The sequence below is a fragment of the Kitasatospora sp. NPDC048194 genome (genome assembly GCF_043202455.1).
Taxonomy (GTDB): Bacteria; Actinomycetota; Actinomycetes; order Streptomycetales; family Streptomycetaceae; genus Kitasatospora.
Window position 1 is genome coordinate 18,224 of record NZ_JBIDAK010000019.1, and the last position, 15,951, is coordinate 34,174.

Annotated in this window: 11 protein-coding genes; 7 read left to right on the forward strand and 4 right to left on the reverse strand. The window is 72.9% G+C overall.

Annotation, left to right across the window (positions count from 1 at the left end; translation table 11 throughout):
• Nucleotides 1–53: 53 nt before the first annotated feature.
• Complete coding sequence (locus ACGF07_RS22450) at nucleotides 54–683, forward strand: DUF6099 family protein (RefSeq protein ID WP_392901440.1); 630 nt, start codon at nucleotides 54–56, stop codon at nucleotides 681–683.
• Here ACGF07_RS22450 and ACGF07_RS22455 read toward each other — a convergent pair.
• Nucleotides 629–871 carry a hypothetical protein gene (locus tag ACGF07_RS22455; protein ID WP_392901442.1) on the reverse strand — a complete coding sequence of 81 codons (243 nt, stop codon included), beginning with the start codon at nucleotides 869–871 and terminating at the stop codon, nucleotides 629–631. The genes ACGF07_RS22450 and ACGF07_RS22455 overlap by 55 nt on opposite strands.
• 517 nt (nucleotides 872–1,388) lie before the next feature.
• Here ACGF07_RS22455 and helR point away from each other — a divergent pair.
• Both helR and ACGF07_RS22465 read left to right on the forward strand, forming a co-directional pair.
• Entirely contained in the window at nucleotides 1,389–3,554 is a 2,166-nt protein-coding gene (gene helR / locus ACGF07_RS22460) for an RNA polymerase recycling motor ATPase HelR (protein ID WP_392901444.1), read from the forward strand.
• A 142-nt stretch (nucleotides 3,555–3,696) separates the two neighbouring features.
• Complete coding sequence (locus tag ACGF07_RS22465) at nucleotides 3,697–3,996, forward strand: DUF6087 family protein (protein ID WP_350740942.1); 300 nt, start codon at nucleotides 3,697–3,699, stop codon at nucleotides 3,994–3,996.
• A 953-nt stretch (nucleotides 3,997–4,949) separates the two neighbouring features.
• Here ACGF07_RS22465 and dapD read toward each other — a convergent pair.
• Nucleotides 4,950–5,954, reverse strand: a complete 1,005-nt coding sequence (gene dapD / locus ACGF07_RS22470) for a 2,3,4,5-tetrahydropyridine-2,6-dicarboxylate N-succinyltransferase (protein WP_350740944.1) — start codon at nucleotides 5,952–5,954, stop codon at nucleotides 4,950–4,952.
• Between the two features lie 165 nt (nucleotides 5,955–6,119).
• On the opposite strand from dapD, the gene ACGF07_RS22475 reads away from it, so the two are divergent.
• The 3 genes from ACGF07_RS22475 to argF all read left to right on the forward strand — a co-directional run bounded on the left by ACGF07_RS22475 (nucleotide 6,120) and on the right by argF (nucleotide 11,697).
• Complete coding sequence (locus ACGF07_RS22475; RefSeq protein ID WP_392901446.1) at nucleotides 6,120–7,811, forward strand: 3' terminal RNA ribose 2'-O-methyltransferase Hen1; 1,692 nt, start codon at nucleotides 6,120–6,122, stop codon at nucleotides 7,809–7,811.
• On the forward strand, nucleotides 7,808–10,471 hold the full coding sequence (locus tag ACGF07_RS22480; protein ID WP_392901448.1) for a polynucleotide kinase-phosphatase: 2,664 nt from the start codon (nucleotides 7,808–7,810) through the stop codon (nucleotides 10,469–10,471). The genes ACGF07_RS22475 and ACGF07_RS22480 overlap by 4 nt, the downstream gene beginning before the upstream one ends.
• A 224-nt stretch (nucleotides 10,472–10,695) precedes the next feature.
• Nucleotides 10,696–11,697, forward strand: a complete 1,002-nt coding sequence (argF, locus tag ACGF07_RS22485; RefSeq protein WP_350740950.1) for an ornithine carbamoyltransferase — start codon at nucleotides 10,696–10,698, stop codon at nucleotides 11,695–11,697.
• Between the two features lie 107 nt (nucleotides 11,698–11,804).
• Here the strand turns inward: argF and ACGF07_RS22490 are convergent, their stop codons facing one another.
• On the reverse strand, nucleotides 11,805–12,338 hold the full coding sequence (locus tag ACGF07_RS22490) for a superoxide dismutase family protein (RefSeq protein ID WP_392901450.1): 534 nt from the start codon (nucleotides 12,336–12,338) through the stop codon (nucleotides 11,805–11,807).
• A gap of 68 nt (nucleotides 12,339–12,406) precedes the next feature.
• The gene (locus ACGF07_RS22495) at nucleotides 12,407–12,814 is read right to left on the reverse strand and encodes a type II toxin-antitoxin system VapC family toxin (RefSeq protein WP_350740954.1); all 408 of its coding nucleotides are present in this window, start codon (nucleotides 12,812–12,814) and stop codon (nucleotides 12,407–12,409) included.
• A 443-nt stretch (nucleotides 12,815–13,257) separates the two neighbouring features.
• Here ACGF07_RS22495 and acnA point away from each other — a divergent pair, with 443 nt between their 5' ends.
• Nucleotides 13,258–15,918, forward strand: coding sequence for an aconitate hydratase AcnA (gene acnA / locus ACGF07_RS22500; protein WP_350740956.1), 2,661 nt, complete (start codon nucleotides 13,258–13,260; stop codon nucleotides 15,916–15,918).
• Nucleotides 15,919–15,951: the final 33 nt, after the last annotated feature.

Here is a 15,951-nt window from a genome sequence, read left to right on the forward strand (position 1 = left end):
CCCGCCGGCGGCCGGGAGCAGACGGAGACAGCGAGCGGAAGGAAGTGGCAACCATGGAGGCGCTGCGACTGATCAGGACGGCCCGGCACGCCCTCGTCGAGGCCCGACACGTGTCCGACGTCCTGGCCGAAGCGAGGCAGGCCGCGCTGCTCACCGAGGCGGTGGGCGCCAGGCTGGCGGAGTCGGAGGACGATGAGCTGACCGGGCCCGGTCAGCAGCTCTCCGAGGCGGGGGCGCACGCGGCGGTCTGCCTCGACCGGTCCATCGCCAAGGGCTCGCTGGTGAGCGGCGCGCGGGCCGCCCGGCTCACCGAACTCGGCGATCCCGCTGCGACCTTGGGTGCACTGGAGGAGCTGCTGCAGGAGGTCGGGGAGACGCTGGTGGTGCTGGCGTGCGGGGCCGAGACCGAAAGCCTCTACTGGACGTGCATCGACGGCGTGGACGCGGTGTCGGAGTGCAAGGACGTGGCCGCACGACTGCGCCAGGCGGTGGGCGGCGGTGCGGGACGGGAGCCCACGGCACTCGGCGGGGCGGAGCCTGAACGGGCCGTCGGAGCCCCGCCGTTACTGGTGGTCCGGCTCGGCCCGCCGGGTGGCGACGAGCCGACGGCGCAGGAGCGGGCGCCGGACTACCGGGCGCCCGGGGTGGCCGGAGCCTCGGAGGTGTCCGTGCCGGCGGGGTAGTCGGCGGTCGACTCGGCGTTCCGAGTACCGGTGCCGGACTGCAACTCGGCGAGGTCCGCGGTCACCGAGGCGAGCAGCGCCTGCATCTGCTCCAGCAGGCTCTTGGGAGTCGCGGGCCCGGCCGAGGCGCCGAAGGCCGAGCCCGTCGGGCTACTCGGGAGCTGCGGCGTGGCGGAGGTTTCGGACATGGCGGGACCTCTTCGGATCGGCGGTGGGGTGTGCCGCAGCGACCAACGAACCGTGTCGGCACGCGGTCACCGCCTACCACCCGATGCGGTCCAACTGCGGGGCCCGGTAAGCCTCTCGGGTGAGCCCGGGTTGCCGCCGCGCCGCAGCCTCGGCTAGGGCCGCCCGGCCGACCGGGTGCGCGATCGCGGCGGCTGCGACGGCGGCTGCTGCGGCGGCGAGCGCGAGGGCGACGACCGCGAGGCGTCGCGAACGTACGGGTCCCGAACGTACGGGTCCCGAACGTGCGGGTCGCGAACATGCGGGTCCTGAACACGCAGTCCCGAACACGCGGGTTGCCAGCGCGAGGACCGGAAGGTGTGCGGCGGACGCACGCGGGGCGGGCGGAGGGGGGAGGGGGAGGGGGAGGGGGAGGGGAGGGGGGACCCCTGCCAGTTTCAACCTATAGCGCACCGGGGGCCTTGCGGCAAGGCCCCCCAGATGCCGCAGAATCGCTGGCCTCAGATCGGAGCTGATGCTATGAATCCCCTCCCCACCAGCGCTTTCGACCTCCCCGAGCGACTCTCCGGCAAGGCCGACCCGGCGCTGATCGCCGACGACGACCGGCACTTCGCGGACATCGCGGCGACCCTGGAGCAGGCGATCGCCGAGCTGTCCGACCAGCTCGACGCAGCGCTCCGCGCCCCGGGCGGTGCGGGGCAGGCGGCGATGGACCGGGACATCGAGGTCCACCGGCTGGGCGGCCGGCTGCGCACCCTGCGCCGCTACGGCCTGGACCTGTGCCTCGGGCGCATCGTCGCCGCGGACGGCCAACCCCCGGTGTACGTCGGCCGGCTCGGGCTCACCGACGGCGACGGCCGCCGGTTGCTGGTCGATTGGCGCTCGCCCGCCGCCGAGCCGTTCTTCGCGGCCACCCACGCCGACCCGATGGGCCTGCTGAGCCGCCGCCGGTACCGCTGGACCCGTGGCCGGATCACCGACTACTGGGACGAGGTGTTCACCGCCGAGGGCTTGGCGGGGCACGCCGCTCTGGACGACCAGTCCGCCTTCATCGCCAGCCTGGGCGGCAACCGCTCGGCGCGGATGCGGGACGTGCTCGGCACCATCCAGGCCGACCAGGACGCCGTCATCCGGGCCGGCTCGCGCGGCGCCCTGGTGGTCGACGGCGGCCCCGGCACCGGCAAGACCGTCGTCGCCCTGCACCGCTCCGCCTACCTGCTGTACTCCGACCCCCGCCTCGGCCACCGGCGCGGCGGGGTGCTGTTCGTCGGCCCGCACCAGCCGTACCTGGCGTACGTCGCCGACGTCCTGCCCAGTCTCGGCGAGGAGGGCGTGCGGACCTGTACCGTGCGCGACCTCGTCCCGGAGGGCGCGGCCGCGGCGCCGGAGGCCGATCCGGAGGTGGCGCGGCTGAAGTCCTCCGTGGACATGGTGAAGGCGATCGAGAAGGCCGTCCGGTTCTACGAGGAGCCGCCGACCGAGGGGTTGGCGGTCACCACCCACTGGTCCGACCTCTGGCTGAGCGCCCAGGACTGGGCGGACGCCTTCGACGCCCCCGATCCGGGCACTCCGCACAACGAGGCGCGTGAGCAGATCTGGGACGAGCTGGTAACGATCCTGATGGACAAGCTGGACCGGGACGAGGAGGAGGTCCCGCTCGAGCTGTTCCGGCGCTCGCTGCGGCAGGACCGGGAACTGGTGGAGACCCTCAACCGCGCCTGGCCGCTGCTCGACGCGACCGACCTGGTCGGCGACCTCTGGTCGGTGCCCGCCTACCTGCGGATGTGTGCGCCGCACCTCACCCCGGAGGAGGTCCGCACGCTTCAGCGCAAGCACGCCCCGCAGGCCTGGACGGTCTCCGACCTGCCGCTGCTGGACGCGGCCCGCCAGCGGCTCGGGGACCGCGAGGCCACCGTGCGCCGCAACCGCCACCGGGCCTCGGTGGCCGCCGAGCGGGCCCGGATGGCCGATGTGATCGGCGACCTGCTCCAGGCCGACGACGACGGCGAGGGTGCGGTGACCATGCTGCGCGGCCGGGACCTCCAGGACACCCTGGTCGACGAGGCCGCACTGCCCGGTGCCGAGGCGGAGCCGCTGGCCGGCCCGTTCGCGCACATCGTGGTGGACGAGGCCCAGGAACTCACCGACGCCGAGTGGCAGATGCTGCTGCTGCGCTGCCCGTCCCGGAGCTTCACCGTCGTCGGGGACCGCGCCCAGGCCAGGCACGGCTTCACCGAGTCCTGGCAGGAGCGGCTCGAACGGGTGGGGCTGGACCGCGTCACCATGGCCTCGCTGAGCATCAACTACCGCACCCCGGACGAGGTCATGGCGGAGGCGGAGCCCGCCATCCGGGCGGCACTGCCGGACGCCAACGTGCCGACCTCGGTGCGCAGCAGCGGCATCCCGGTGCAGCACGGATCGGTGGCGGAGCTGGAGGCGGTGCTCGACGCCTGGCTCGCCGAGCACCCCGAAGGGATCGCCTGCGTCATCGGTGATCCGGGCTTCCGGGAGCGGCCGCGGGTCCGCTCGCTCACCCCGGAGCTGGCCAAGGGGCTGGAGTTCGACCTGGTGGTCCTGGTCGACCCGGAGGCGTTCGGCGAGGGCGTCGCGGGAGCGGTCGACCGGTACGTGGCGATGACCAGGGCGACTCAGCGGCTCGTCATCCTGAGCAGCCGCGGGGCCTGAGCATTCGCAGGGCCTGAGAGCTCGCAGGGCCGATGAACCGCGGAGGGACGCGCTGACGACCCCGTGGACGGTGGAGCCGGTGTGTCCCCCGGTCGGGTGACGAGGGTGCCGATCAACGGGGCGAGAGGGCCAGACTGGGGCGATGGACGAGGACGAACCGCTGGCGGCGTGGGCCGCACGACGGGAGCAACGGCTGCGGCCGGTCGGGCAGTTGAGGGCCGTGCGGCTCGGGGGAGAGCAGCGCCGGGGTGCCCATGTGGAGCCCGCCGAGCCGCGACTGATCGTCCGCTGGGACGGGTACCAGTGGCTGGCCGAGACGGTGGCCGAGGACTACGCTGCCGCCCAGCGGATCCTGCACGGGATCGAGGGCGACGGGGTGCGCCGGCCGCTGTACCCGCAGCCCCGGCAGCGCAGGTCGCCGGGTCGCCACCGCCGGGCCTGACGGGCGGAAGCGCGGCGGCCACCGCACAGGCACGGCGGACCGGTCAGGCGCGGCCCCCATCGGACGGCGCGGGCGCGGCACCGCCCCGCACCCGCTGGCACGCGAAGGGGTCCGGCGCCCCCGGCGCCGGACCCCGAAGACCGCTGCCCGTGCGATGCTGAACGGAAAATCGAACCTTAGCCAGGCAGGCGGCAGCGTCCGTTTCGCGGAGCGAAACGGAGATCGTGGCCGGCGGTGGGCTCGATCAGGCTGCAGGTGCGAGGGTGACCTGGTGTCCGAGGGCCTGGAGTTGGCGGACGAGGTCGCGGGTCTTGCGGGTGGTGTTCAGGTGGCGCTGGTGCCAGTCTGCAGTTGCCGGTGGCCTCCATGATCACTCGCTGGACGCCCTGACAGACGAGCCGGTCCCCGAGTTCCATGATCGCGTTGGTGGTCGAGGTCACCGTCCAGACCTGCTGAACTCGCCGCCCCTCGATCCGTTCGTGCGGCAGTCGCATGCAGACCACGCCGGACGCCTTGGCGATGTCGATCGCCGCGACCCGGGCCACGGCTCCGTCGGCCTGTTCCTCCCTCGTCTCCTCCACGGTCATCAGCCCTCCCTTGCTGTCGTGCTTCGGGGCGGGGGCCGTCCGGGGAGCCTGAGGGAGGCGGAGAAGCTGAACGGCGTGCTCAAGGCGACAGTGCGTGGTCCCTCGGGCGGCTCCCTCGCCAGACTCCTATGCGAGCTCGAAGCCCAAACATCATGCGGCGTCAGCGGACAGCCCCCGCACCGATTTTCACGCGGGCAAGGCGTCATCCGCAGGTGAACGGCTGACTCCTATAAGGTCACGGGCGCCCGTCCGGTCGCGTGCGGTGGCCTCCCCGTCCGAGCCGACGAATCGCCTGAAGGACAGCCAGACGGCGTCGGTCAGTTGGTGAGTCAGACCCGGCGGAGAAGCCACCACACATCCTCACTGTCAGTTGTGGGCGTGCAGGTCGGCGTTCAGGCCGCCCCAGGAGCCGGAGCGGGCGATCACCTCGACCGCGCCGGTCTGCGAGTTGCGGCGGAACAGCAGGTTGTCCTGGCCGGACAGCTCGACCGCCTTGGCCACCGTGCCGTCCGGGGTGGTGACCCGGGTGCCGGCGGTGACGTACAGGCCGGCCTCGACGACGCAGTCGCTGCCGAGCGAGATGCCGATGCCCGCGTTGGCGCCGAGCAGGCAGCGCTCGCCGACCGAGACGACCTGCTTGCCGCCGCCGGACAGGGTGCCCATGATCGAGGCGCCGCCGCCGATGTCGCTGTGGTCGCCGACGACGACGCCCGCGCTGATCCGGCCCTCGACCATCGAGGTGCCGAGGGTGCCGGCGTTGAAGTTGACGAAGCCCTCGTGCATCACGGTGGTGCCGGACGCGAGGTGGGCGCCGAGCCGGACGCGGTCGGCGTGGGCGATGCGCACGCCGGTCGGGGCGACGTAGTCCGTCATCCGCGGGAACTTGTCGATCCCGTAGACGGCCAGCTGGCCGCCCTGGGCGCGGACGGCGAGGCGGGCCTGCTCGACCTTGTCGACGGGGACGGGGCCGATGCTGGTCCACGCGACGTTGGCGAGCAGGCCGAAGATGCCGTCCAGGTTCTGGCCGTGCGGCTTGACCAGGCGGTGGCTGAGCAGGTGCAGGCGCAGGTACACGTCGTGGGTGTCGAGCGGCTTCTCGTCGAGCGAGGCGATGGTGGTGCGCACGGCGACGACCTCGACGCCCCGGCGGGCGTCGGCGCGCAGGGCCTCGGCGGCACCGGCGCCGAGCTCGGCCTCGGCCTGCTCGGCGGTCAGCCGGACGGTGCCGGCGGGGCCGGCCTCGGCGGCCAGCGCGGGGGCCGGGTACCAGGTGTCGAGGACGGTGCCGTCGGCGGCGATGGTGGCCAGACCGGCGGCCACGGCGCCGTTCGCCGGGAAGGTGGATTCGAGCGGGGTGGATTCAGCAGTCACACCGTGCACGTTAACCAATGCGGGGCCCCGGTGCCGAACACGCCCACCGTCCGGACGCGGCGGACGGGCCGCGGGCGGGGGCCGGGCGGAACCGCCGGTCGGCCCGGCCCGGGCGGAGGGAAATCCCGGTGCCCGGAGCCTGGGCGCTGGGCAATACTTCGGCGGGTGTTCATGTCGATCTCCACCACCGGCAGCGCTGAGGCCCCGGCCACCGACCTCGGGTTCCTGCTGCACAAGCACCCCGACAAGGTCCAGCGGTTCGCCACGTCGCACGGCGAGGCCCACGTCTTCTACCCGCAGGCGCAGGACGCGGTCTGCACGGCGGCGCTGCTGCTGGACGTCGACCCGATCGCGCTGGTCCGCAAGGTCAAGGGCGGGAGCGACGGCGGGGGGCGCGGCGGCTCGCCCGACTTCGCGCTCGCCCAGTACGTCAACGACCGCCCGTACGCCGCGTCCTCGCTGCTCGCGGTGGCGTTGCGGACGGTGTTCCGGTCCGCGATGAAGGGCGATTGCCCGGCCCGTCCGGAGCTGCCCGGTCGGGCCCGCCCGCTGCGGATCGAGCTGCCCGCCGTGCCCGCGAACGGCGCGGGCGAGGGCAGCGGTCCGGCGCTGGTGGCCCGGCTGTTCGAACCGCTGGGCTGGCGGGTCGAGGCGACGGCGGTCCCGCTGGACGAGGCGTTCCCGCAGTGGGGCGAGTCCCGTTACGTGCGGGTCGTGCTGGCCTCGGACGCGGCGCTGCTCTCCGACGCCCTCCAGCAGCTGTACGTACTGCTGCCGGTGCTGGACGGTGCCAAGCACTACTGGGTCGCCCCGGACGAGGTGGACAAGCTGCTCGCCGCCGGTGAGGGCTGGCTGGCCGTCCACCCGGAACGCACGCTGATCACGCGCCGCTACCTGGCCCGGCGCTGGTCGCTGACCAGGGCGGCGATGGAGCGCCTGGAACTGGCCCGGCTGGCCGAGGCGGACGACCGCGAGGTCGAGGAGGTCGACAACGCGGTCGACGACGACCGACCGGAGGAGGACACCGGAACCGCCGACGAAGCCGGGACTCCCCAGGACGCCGGCGCCACCGACGCGGCCGGCACCACCGGCACCACCGGCACCACCGACGGCACCCGGCGGCAGTCGGAGTCCCCGCAGCCTTCCCTCGCGGAGCAGCGCCGCGCCGCGATCCTCGCCGCGCTCCGCGAGACCGGCGCGGCCAGGGTCGCCGATCTCGGCTGCGGCCAGGGCGAGCTGATCGACGAGCTGCTGAAGGACGCCCGGTTCACCGACATCCTCGGCGTCGACGTCTCCATGCGGGCGCTGCGCGCGGCGAACCGCAAGCTGCGCCTGGAGCGCCTGCCGGAGCGGCGGGCGGCCCGGGTGACACTGACGCAGGGGGCGCTGACGTACACCGACTCCCGGCTGAGGGGCTACGACGCGGCGGTGCTGTGCGAGGTGATCGAGCACGTGGACCTGCCGCGGCTGCCCGCCCTCGAGTACACGGTGTTCGGTGCGGCCCGGCCGGAGGCGGTCATCGTGACCACGCCGAACGTGGAGTACAACGTGCGCTGGGAGGGCCTCCCGGCGGGCCGTGTCCGGCACGCCGACCACCGCTTCGAGTGGTCCCGGGCGGAGTTCCGCGCCTGGGCCGAGCGGGTGGCGGCCGGGTACGGCTACACGGTCGAGCTGCGCCCGGTCGGCCCCGAGGACGAGGAGGTCGGCGCCCCGACCCAGCTCGCCCTGTTCCGTACGGCCTCCGACACCGGCCGGACGACCACGGCCGCCGCCGTCCCGGCCGCCGCCGCGACCGCCACCGCCACGGCCACCACCAGCACGACCGCCACGACGCCCGAAGGAGGCGAACCCCGATGACCGACGACGGCACCGTGAGCACCGCCCCCCGCCGCCTCCCCGTCACCGACGTCTCCCTCGTCGTCCTGATCGGCACCAGCGGCGCGGGCAAGTCCACCTTCGCCCGCCGCCACTTCCTGCCCACCCAGGTGGTCTCCTCCGACTTCTGCCGCGGGCTGGTCGCCGACGACGAGAACGACCAGTCCGCCTCCGCCGAGGCCTTCGACCTCCTGCACTACATCGTCGGCAAGCGTCTGGCGGCGGGCCGCCTCACCGTGGTGGACGCCACCAACGTCCAGCCCGAGACGCGCCGGCGACTGGTCGGGATCGCCCGCGAGCACGACGTGCTGCCGATCGCGATCGTCCTGGACGTCCCGCCGGGCGTGTGCGCCGAGCGCAACCGCTCCCGTCCGGACCGTCAGCTGCCCGCCCACGTCGTGCCGCGCCAGCACCGCGAGCTGCGCCGCTCGCTGGGCGGTCTGGAGCGCGAGGGCTTCCGCAAGGTGCACGTCCTGCGCGGCGAGGCCGAAGTGGCCTCCGTCGAGATCGAGTTGGAGAAGCGCTACAACGACCGGCGTCACCTGAGCGGCCCGTTCGACGTGGTCGGTGACATCCACGGCTGCCGCTCCGAGCTGGAGACCCTGCTCACCCGTCTCGGCTACACCCTCAGCCGGGACGACGCGGGCCGCCCGGTGGACGCCGTCCACCCCGCGGGCCGCACCGCCGTCTTCGTCGGCGACCTGGTCGACCGCGGCCCCGACACCCCGGGCGTGCTGCGCCTCGTGATGGGCATGGTGGCGGCGGGCCACGCGATCTGCGTGCCCGGCAACCACGAGAACAAGCTCGGCCGGGCGCTGGACGGCAAGAAAGTCACCGTCTCGCACGGCCTGCAGGAGTCGCTGGACCAGCTGGCCGGGGAGAGCGAGGAGTTCCGGGCCGAGGTGCGCGCCTTCATGCGCGGCCTGGTCAGCCACTACCTGCTGGACGGCGGCGCCCTGGTGGTCTGCCACGCCGGTCTGCCGGAGAAGTACCACGGCCGGAACTCCGGCCGGGTCCGCTCCCATGCCCTGTACGGGGAGACCACCGGGGAGACCGACGTGTACGGCCTGCCGGTGCGCTACCCGTGGGCCGAGGAGTACCGGGGGCGGGCGCTGGTGGTCTACGGCCACACCCCGGTGCCGAGTGCGAGCTTCGTCAACAACACCGTCTGCCTGGACACCGGCTGCGTCTTCGGCGGCAGCCTGACGGCGCTGCGCTACCCCGAGCGGGAGCTGGTGAGCGTGCCGGCCGAGCGGGAGTGGTACGCGCCGGTGCGTCCGCTGATCACCGACGCGCCGGGTGCCCGTGAGGGCCGTCCGCTGGACCTCGCCGACGTGGCCGGGCGCCGGGTGGTGGAGACCGGTCTGCACGGGCGGGTCGCCGTCCGGGAGGAGAACGCCGCGGCGGCGCTGGAGGTGATGAGCCGCTTCGCGCTGGACCCGAGGCTGCTCGGCTACCTGCCGCCGACCATGGCGCCGAGCCCGACGTCCCGCCGGGACGGCTACCTGGAGCACCCGGAGGAGGCCTTCCTCGCCTACCGCGCCGACGGTGTCCGGCACCTGGTCTGCGAGGAGAAGCACATGGGCTCGCGCGCGGTGCTGCTGGTCGCCCGGGAGGACGCCGCGCTGGAGCGGCGGTTCGGGGTGGCCGGGCCGGGCGCGATCTGGACCCGCACGGGCCGAGCGTTCCTCGACGACGGGGAGCTGACCGCGGCCGTGCTGGGGCGGGTCCGCGAGGCCGCCGAACGCGCCGGGCTGTTCGAGGAGTTGGACTCCGGTTGGCTGCTGCTGGACGCCGAGCTGATGCCCTGGTCGCTCAAGGCGGTGGAGTTGCTGCGCCGCCAGTACGCGGCGGTCGGTGCGGCGGCCGGCGCCGCGCTGCCCGTGGTGCTGTCCGCGTTGGAGCAGGCCGCCGGGCGCGGACTGGAACTCGGGGAGCTGACCGGGCGCCAGCGCCGACGACTCGCCGACGCGTCGGCGTTCACCGAGGCGTACCGGCGCTACTGCTGGCCGACCGAGGGGCTGTCGGGCGTCCGGCTGGCGCCGTTCCAGCTGCTGGCCGCCGAGGGGGCGAACCTCGCGGTGCGCCCGCACGACGAGCACCTGGCCCGGATCGACCGCCTGGTGGACGCCGACGAGCGGAACACCGCCGAGCGGAGCGCCGCCGAGCGGAGCGCCGCCGCGCAGAACCCCACCCCGCAGGCCCCGGCCGGCGAGGAGCCGATGCTGCGCCGGACCGGCCGGGTCCTGGTGGACACCGAGGACGAGGCCTCGATGGCCGCCGCCACCGCCTGGTGGGAGCAGCTGACCGGCGCGGGCGGCGAGGGCATGGTGGTCAAGCCGCTGGCTTCGGTCGCGCGGAGCACCCGCGGCGAGGGCCGTCCCGGCGGCCTGGTGCAGCCGGGCATGAAGGTGCGCGGGCGGGAGTACCTGCGGATCGTCTACGGCCCGGACTACACCGAGCACCTGGACCGGTTGCGCCGCCGCTCGCTGGGCCACAAGCGTTCGCTGGCGCTGCGCGAGTACGCGCTGGGCCTGGAGGCGCTGGACCGGCTGGCGGCCGGTGAGCCGCTGTGGCGGGTGCACGAGCCGGTGTTCGCCGTGCTCGCGCTGGAGTCCGAGCCGGTCGATCCGCGTCTGTAGCGGAGGCAGTGGGACTGCCGATGCTGCCGGGGCTGCAGCGCGGTGGTGCCACAGGGGCGGCGGGCTGCGGAGCTGCGGAGCTGCGAGGCCTCCCGGCGGGCGGTCGCGGTGAAGGGGGAGTCCGGCCCGGGCTCTCCCTTCGTTCTCGACCGCCCCGCATATAAATACTGAGCATCGTATACACTTGCCCTCTTTCCGCAGTCCCGTCACCCCAGGAGCCCGGCATGGCCTTCAACCTCCGGAACAGGCACTTCCTCAAGGAGCTCGACTTCACGCCCCAGGAGTTCCGCTTCCTGGTGGACCTCGCCGCCGGGCTCAAGGCGGCCAAGTACGCGGGCACCGAGCAGCCCCGACTGCGGGGCAAGAACATCGCGCTGATCTTCGAGAAGACCTCCACCCGCACCCGCTGCGCCTTCGAGGTCGCCGCCCACGACCAGGGCGCCGGCACCACCTACCTGGACCCGGCCGGTTCGCAGATGGGCCACAAGGAGTCGGTGAAGGACACCGCCCGGGTGCTGGGCCGGATGTTCGACGGCATCGAGTACCGCGGTCACGGCCAGGAGGTCGTCGAGGAGTTGGCCCAGCACGCCGGGGTCCCGGTCTGGAACGGCCTGACCGACGAGTGGCACCCCACCCAGATGCTGGCCGACGTGCTCACCGTCACCGAGCACACCCCCAAGCCGCTCACCGAGGTCGCCCTCGCCTACCTGGGCGACGCCCGTTCGAACATGGGCAACTCGCTGCTGGTCACCGGCGCCCTGCTCGGCATGGACATCCGGATCGTGGCGCCGCGCGCGCTCTGGCCGGCCGAGGACGTGCAGAAGGCCGCGCAGCAGCTGGCCGAGGGAACCGGCGCCCGGATCACCCTGACCGAGGAGGTGGCCGAGGGCGTGGTGGGCGCCGACTTCCTCTACACCGATGTCTGGGTCTCGATGGGCGAGCCCAAGGAGGTCTGGGCGGAGCGGATCGAGCTGCTCAAGCCGTACCAGGTGTCGATGGACACCGTCCGGGCCACCGGCAACCCGGACGTGAAGTTCCTCCACTGCCTGCCCGCGTTCCACGACCTGGGCACCGTGGTCGGGCGGCAGATGTACGAGGCGACCGGCATGACCGAGCTGGAGTGCACCGACGAGCTGTTCGAGTCGGCGCACTCCATCGTCTTCGACCAGGCCGAGAACCGCCTGCACACCATCAAGGCGGTCCTGGTCGCCACCCTGGGCTCCTGACCCGCCCGGCGCCCTGCCGGACCGGCTGCCGCCCGGCGCCCTGCCGGACCGGCACCCGCCCGGCGCGCTGCCGCCTCAAGCCCGCCCCCCGGACCGCCCTCCGACGGCTACTTCTCCAGCCTGACGCAGGCCACCCGGTCGCCCGCCGCGTGCCGGCCGGCCGGGGTGCCCGCGTGCAGCACCAGCGAGCGGGCCTCGCCCGGGCGGGGCTGCCAGCCCACCGCCGCCTTCGCGGTGCCCCGGCCCCGTTCGTCGGTGCGCAGCACCAGCCGCAGCTCGTTGCGGTCGTTGGCGTACGCCGGGTCGGTGGACGGCTGCACCGGGTCGACCACGTCCTGGTAGTGCGGCCCGGAGGAGGCCGGCTCGGCGCCGCAGGCGCCGGTGTGCAGGTGCACCGGGAACTCGTGATCGGGGGCGAGCCCCGCCGCCGTCAGGGTGAGCACCGTCCGCCCGGGCGTCGAGCGGTCGGTGACGACCCGGACGTGCGAGCCGTACGGCACGAGGTCGTCGGCGTAGCTGATCGCGGCCGGCGGGACGAAGGCGCTCGCCGGGTCGAAGTGGGCGTCCAGGACGGAGACCGGAGAGGCGGTGGGGGCGAGCAGGGCCAGCGGCAGCAGGGCGGCGGCGAGCGGTGCGGGCATCGGGACGGGCCTTCCACGGGCAGGGCGACGGTCACCCTGCTAACGCGGCCGTCCCGCCGGGGACACTCTCAGTCCGCCTCCCGGTGGATGCCCCTGATCTCGCAGCGCGGCCCGCTGGCCCGCATCAGCCGCAGGTCGGCGGTGACCAGCGGCACGCCGTACCGCTCCGCCACCGCGACGTACGCGGCGTCGTCCGGGGTGAGGTTGTCCTTGAGCTCCCAGATCCGGCCGAGCAGCGGCGCCACCTCGACCTTGCGGATCGCCACCGCGGCCAGTTCGGCGGTGAGTTCGGCGACCCGCTCGGCGGTCAGCTGCTTGGCGAGGTAGAGCCCGCGCAGCGACTGCATCACCTCGACGACGATGTGCTCGGGGGCCAGCCACTCGCCGTCGGAGGCGAGTTCGGCCCGGGCCCGGGCCCCGCGCGATCCCTGGTCGGCGAGTGCCAGCACCAGTGCGGATGCGTCCACCACGATCATCGGTCGGCCCCCTCAGCCCGTCACCACAGCCTGTCGCCGCAGCGCCCGCCGCCACGGCGCCCGTCGCCACAGCGGCCACCGTACCCGGCGGCTCCCCGCGAGCGGCGCGCGGTGGCCGGCGCCGTTGCGGTGGCCGGGTCCGCTGCGGTGGGCCGGGTCCGTCGTCCCCTCGCCGTCCGCGGGCTCCGGTGGTGAGCTGGTGGTGGTGCCGGCCGCTGACCAGCGCCGTCGCGCAGCGGGGGATGCCTGCGGTGGTGTCGGCGGCGGCATGCACTATGGTTTATCTCGACATCGAGATAACTGCCCCTTACGATATATCTCGACATCAAGATACTTGCCGAGAGGCGCTCGCCGCCGATGCGGGAAAGGTCAGCCTAAGTAAGGGTGACCTTACCACCTCGTGACGGCCGGATATCGCACGAAGCACCCAGAAGGAGTCAGTCGTGTCCGCGAACAGCTTCGACGCCCGCAGCTCGCTGCAGGTGGGCGACGAGTCGTACGAGATCTTCAAGCTCTCCGCCGTCGAGGGTTCCGAGCGGCTGCCCTACAGCCTCAAGGTGCTGCTGGAGAACCTGCTCCGCACGGAGGACGGCGCGAACATCACCGCCGACCACATCCGCGCCCTCGGCAACTGGGACGCCGACGCCCAGCCGAGCCAGGAGATCCAGTTCACCCCGGCCCGGGTGATCATGCAGGACTTCACCGGCGTGCCGTGCGTGGTCGACCTCGCCACCATGCGCGAGGCCGTCAAGGAGCTGGGCGGCGACCCGGCCAAGATCAACCCGCTGGCCCCGGCCGAGCTGGTCATCGACCACTCCGTCATCGCCGACAAGTTCGGCACCAAGGACGCCTTCACCCAGAACGTCGAGATCGAGTACGGCCGCAACAAGGAGCGCTACCAGTTCCTGCGCTGGGGCCAGACCGCCTTCGACGAGTTCAAGGTCGTCCCGCCGGGCACCGGCATCGTCCACCAGGTGAACATCGAGCACCTGGCCCGCACCGTCATGGTCCGCGGCGGCCAGGCCTACCCCGACACCTGCGTCGGCACCGACTCGCACACCACCATGGTCAACGGCCTGGGCGTGCTGGGCTGGGGCGTCGGCGGCATCGAGGCCGAGGCCGCCATGCTGGGCCAGCCGGTCTCCATGCTGATCCCGCGCGTGGTCGGCTTCAAGCTGACCGGCCAGCTGCCGGCCGGCACCACCGCCACCGACCTGGTGCTCACCATCACCGAGATGCTGCGCAAGCACGGTGTGGTCGGCAAGTTCGTCGAGTTCTACGGCGACGGCATCGGCGCCATCCCGCTGGCCAACCGCGCCACCATCGGCAACATGTCGCCGGAGTTCGGCTCGACCTGCGCGATCTTCCCGATCGACGCCGAGACCATCAACTACCTGAAGCTCACCGGCCGCGACGAGCAGCAGCTCGCCCTGGTCGAGGCGTACGCCAAGGAGCAGGGCCTCTGGCACGACCCGTCGGTCGAGCCGGTCTACTCCGAGTACCTGGAGCTGGACGTCTCCACCGTCGTCCCGTCGATCTCCGGCCCGAAGCGCCCGCAGGACCGCGTGATCCTGGCCGAGGCCGCCCAGAAGTTCGCCGAGGCGCTGCCGGCGTACTCCGCCGAGGCCTCGAAGCCGACCACCGTCACCTCCCCCGACGGCTCGACCTACGAGATCGACAACGGCGCGGTCGTGATCGCCTCGATCACCTCCTGCACCAACACCTCCAACCCCTCCGTCATGCTGGGCGCCGCCCTGCTGGCGAAGAAGGCCGTGGAGAAGGGCCTGCAGGTCAAGCCCTGGGTCAAGACCACCCTGGCGCCCGGCTCCAAGGTCGTCATGGACTACTACGAGAAGGCCGGCCTGCTCCCCTACATGGAGAAGCTGGGCTTCAACCTGGTCGGCTACGGCTGCGTCACCTGCATCGGCAACTCGGGCCCGCTGCCCGAGGAGGTCTCGGCCGCCGTCAACGAGTCCGACCTCGCGGTCGTCTCGGTGCTCTCCGGCAACCGCAACTTCGAGGGCCGGATCAACCCCGACGTCAAGATGAACTACCTGGCCTCCCCGCCGCTGGTGGTCGCCTACGCCCTCGCCGGCAACATGAACGTCGACATCACCAAGGACGCCCTGGGCAAGGACGCCGACGGCAACGACGTCTTCCTCGCCGACATCTGGCCGTCGGAGCAGGAGGTCGCCGACGTCGTCGCGGGCTCCATCGACCAGGACATGTTCGACAAGGGCTACCAGGACGTCTTCGCCGGCGACCACCGCTGGCAGTCGCTCCCGGTCCCGACCGGCAACACCTTCGAGTGGGACGCCGAGTCCACCTACGTCCGCAAGCCCCCGTACTTCGAGGGCATGGCCAAGACCCCGAGCCCGGTGACCGACATCGCCGGCGCCCGCGTCCTGGCCAAGCTGGGCGACTCGGTCACCACCGACCACATCTCCCCGGCCGGCAACATCAAGCCGGGCACCCCGGCGGCGCAGTACCTGACCGCCAACGGTGTCGAGAAGCGCGACTTCAACTCCTACGGCTCGCGCCGTGGCAACCACGAGGTCATGATCCGCGGCACCTTCGCCAACATCCGCCTGCGCAACCAGATCGCGCCGGGCACCGAGGGCGGCTACACCCGCGACTTCACCCAGGCCGACGCGCCGGTGTCGTTCATCTACGACGCCTCGCAGAACTACCAGGCCGCCGGCATCCCGCTGGTCGTCCTGGCCGGCAAGGAGTACGGCTCCGGTTCGTCCCGCGACTGGGCCGCCAAGGGCACCGCGCTGCTCGGCGTCAAGGCCGTCATCGCCGAGTCCTACGAGCGCATCCACCGCTCGAACCTGATCGGCATGGGCGTCCTGCCGCTGCAGTTCCCCGAGGGCCAGAACGCCGACTCCCTCGGCCTGACCGGCGAGGAGACCTTCTCCATCACCGGCGTGACCGAGCTCAACGAGGGCCGCACCCCCGCGACCGTCAAGGTCGAGGCGGTCGGCGCCGACGGGACCAGCAAGGAGTTCGACGCGGTCGTCCGCATCGACACCCCAGGTGAGGCGGACTACTACCGCAACGGCGGCATCCTGCAGTACGTGCTGCGCTCGCTGATCGGCTGAGACCAGCCCCGCACCAGCGGCTGAGAGGGGCCG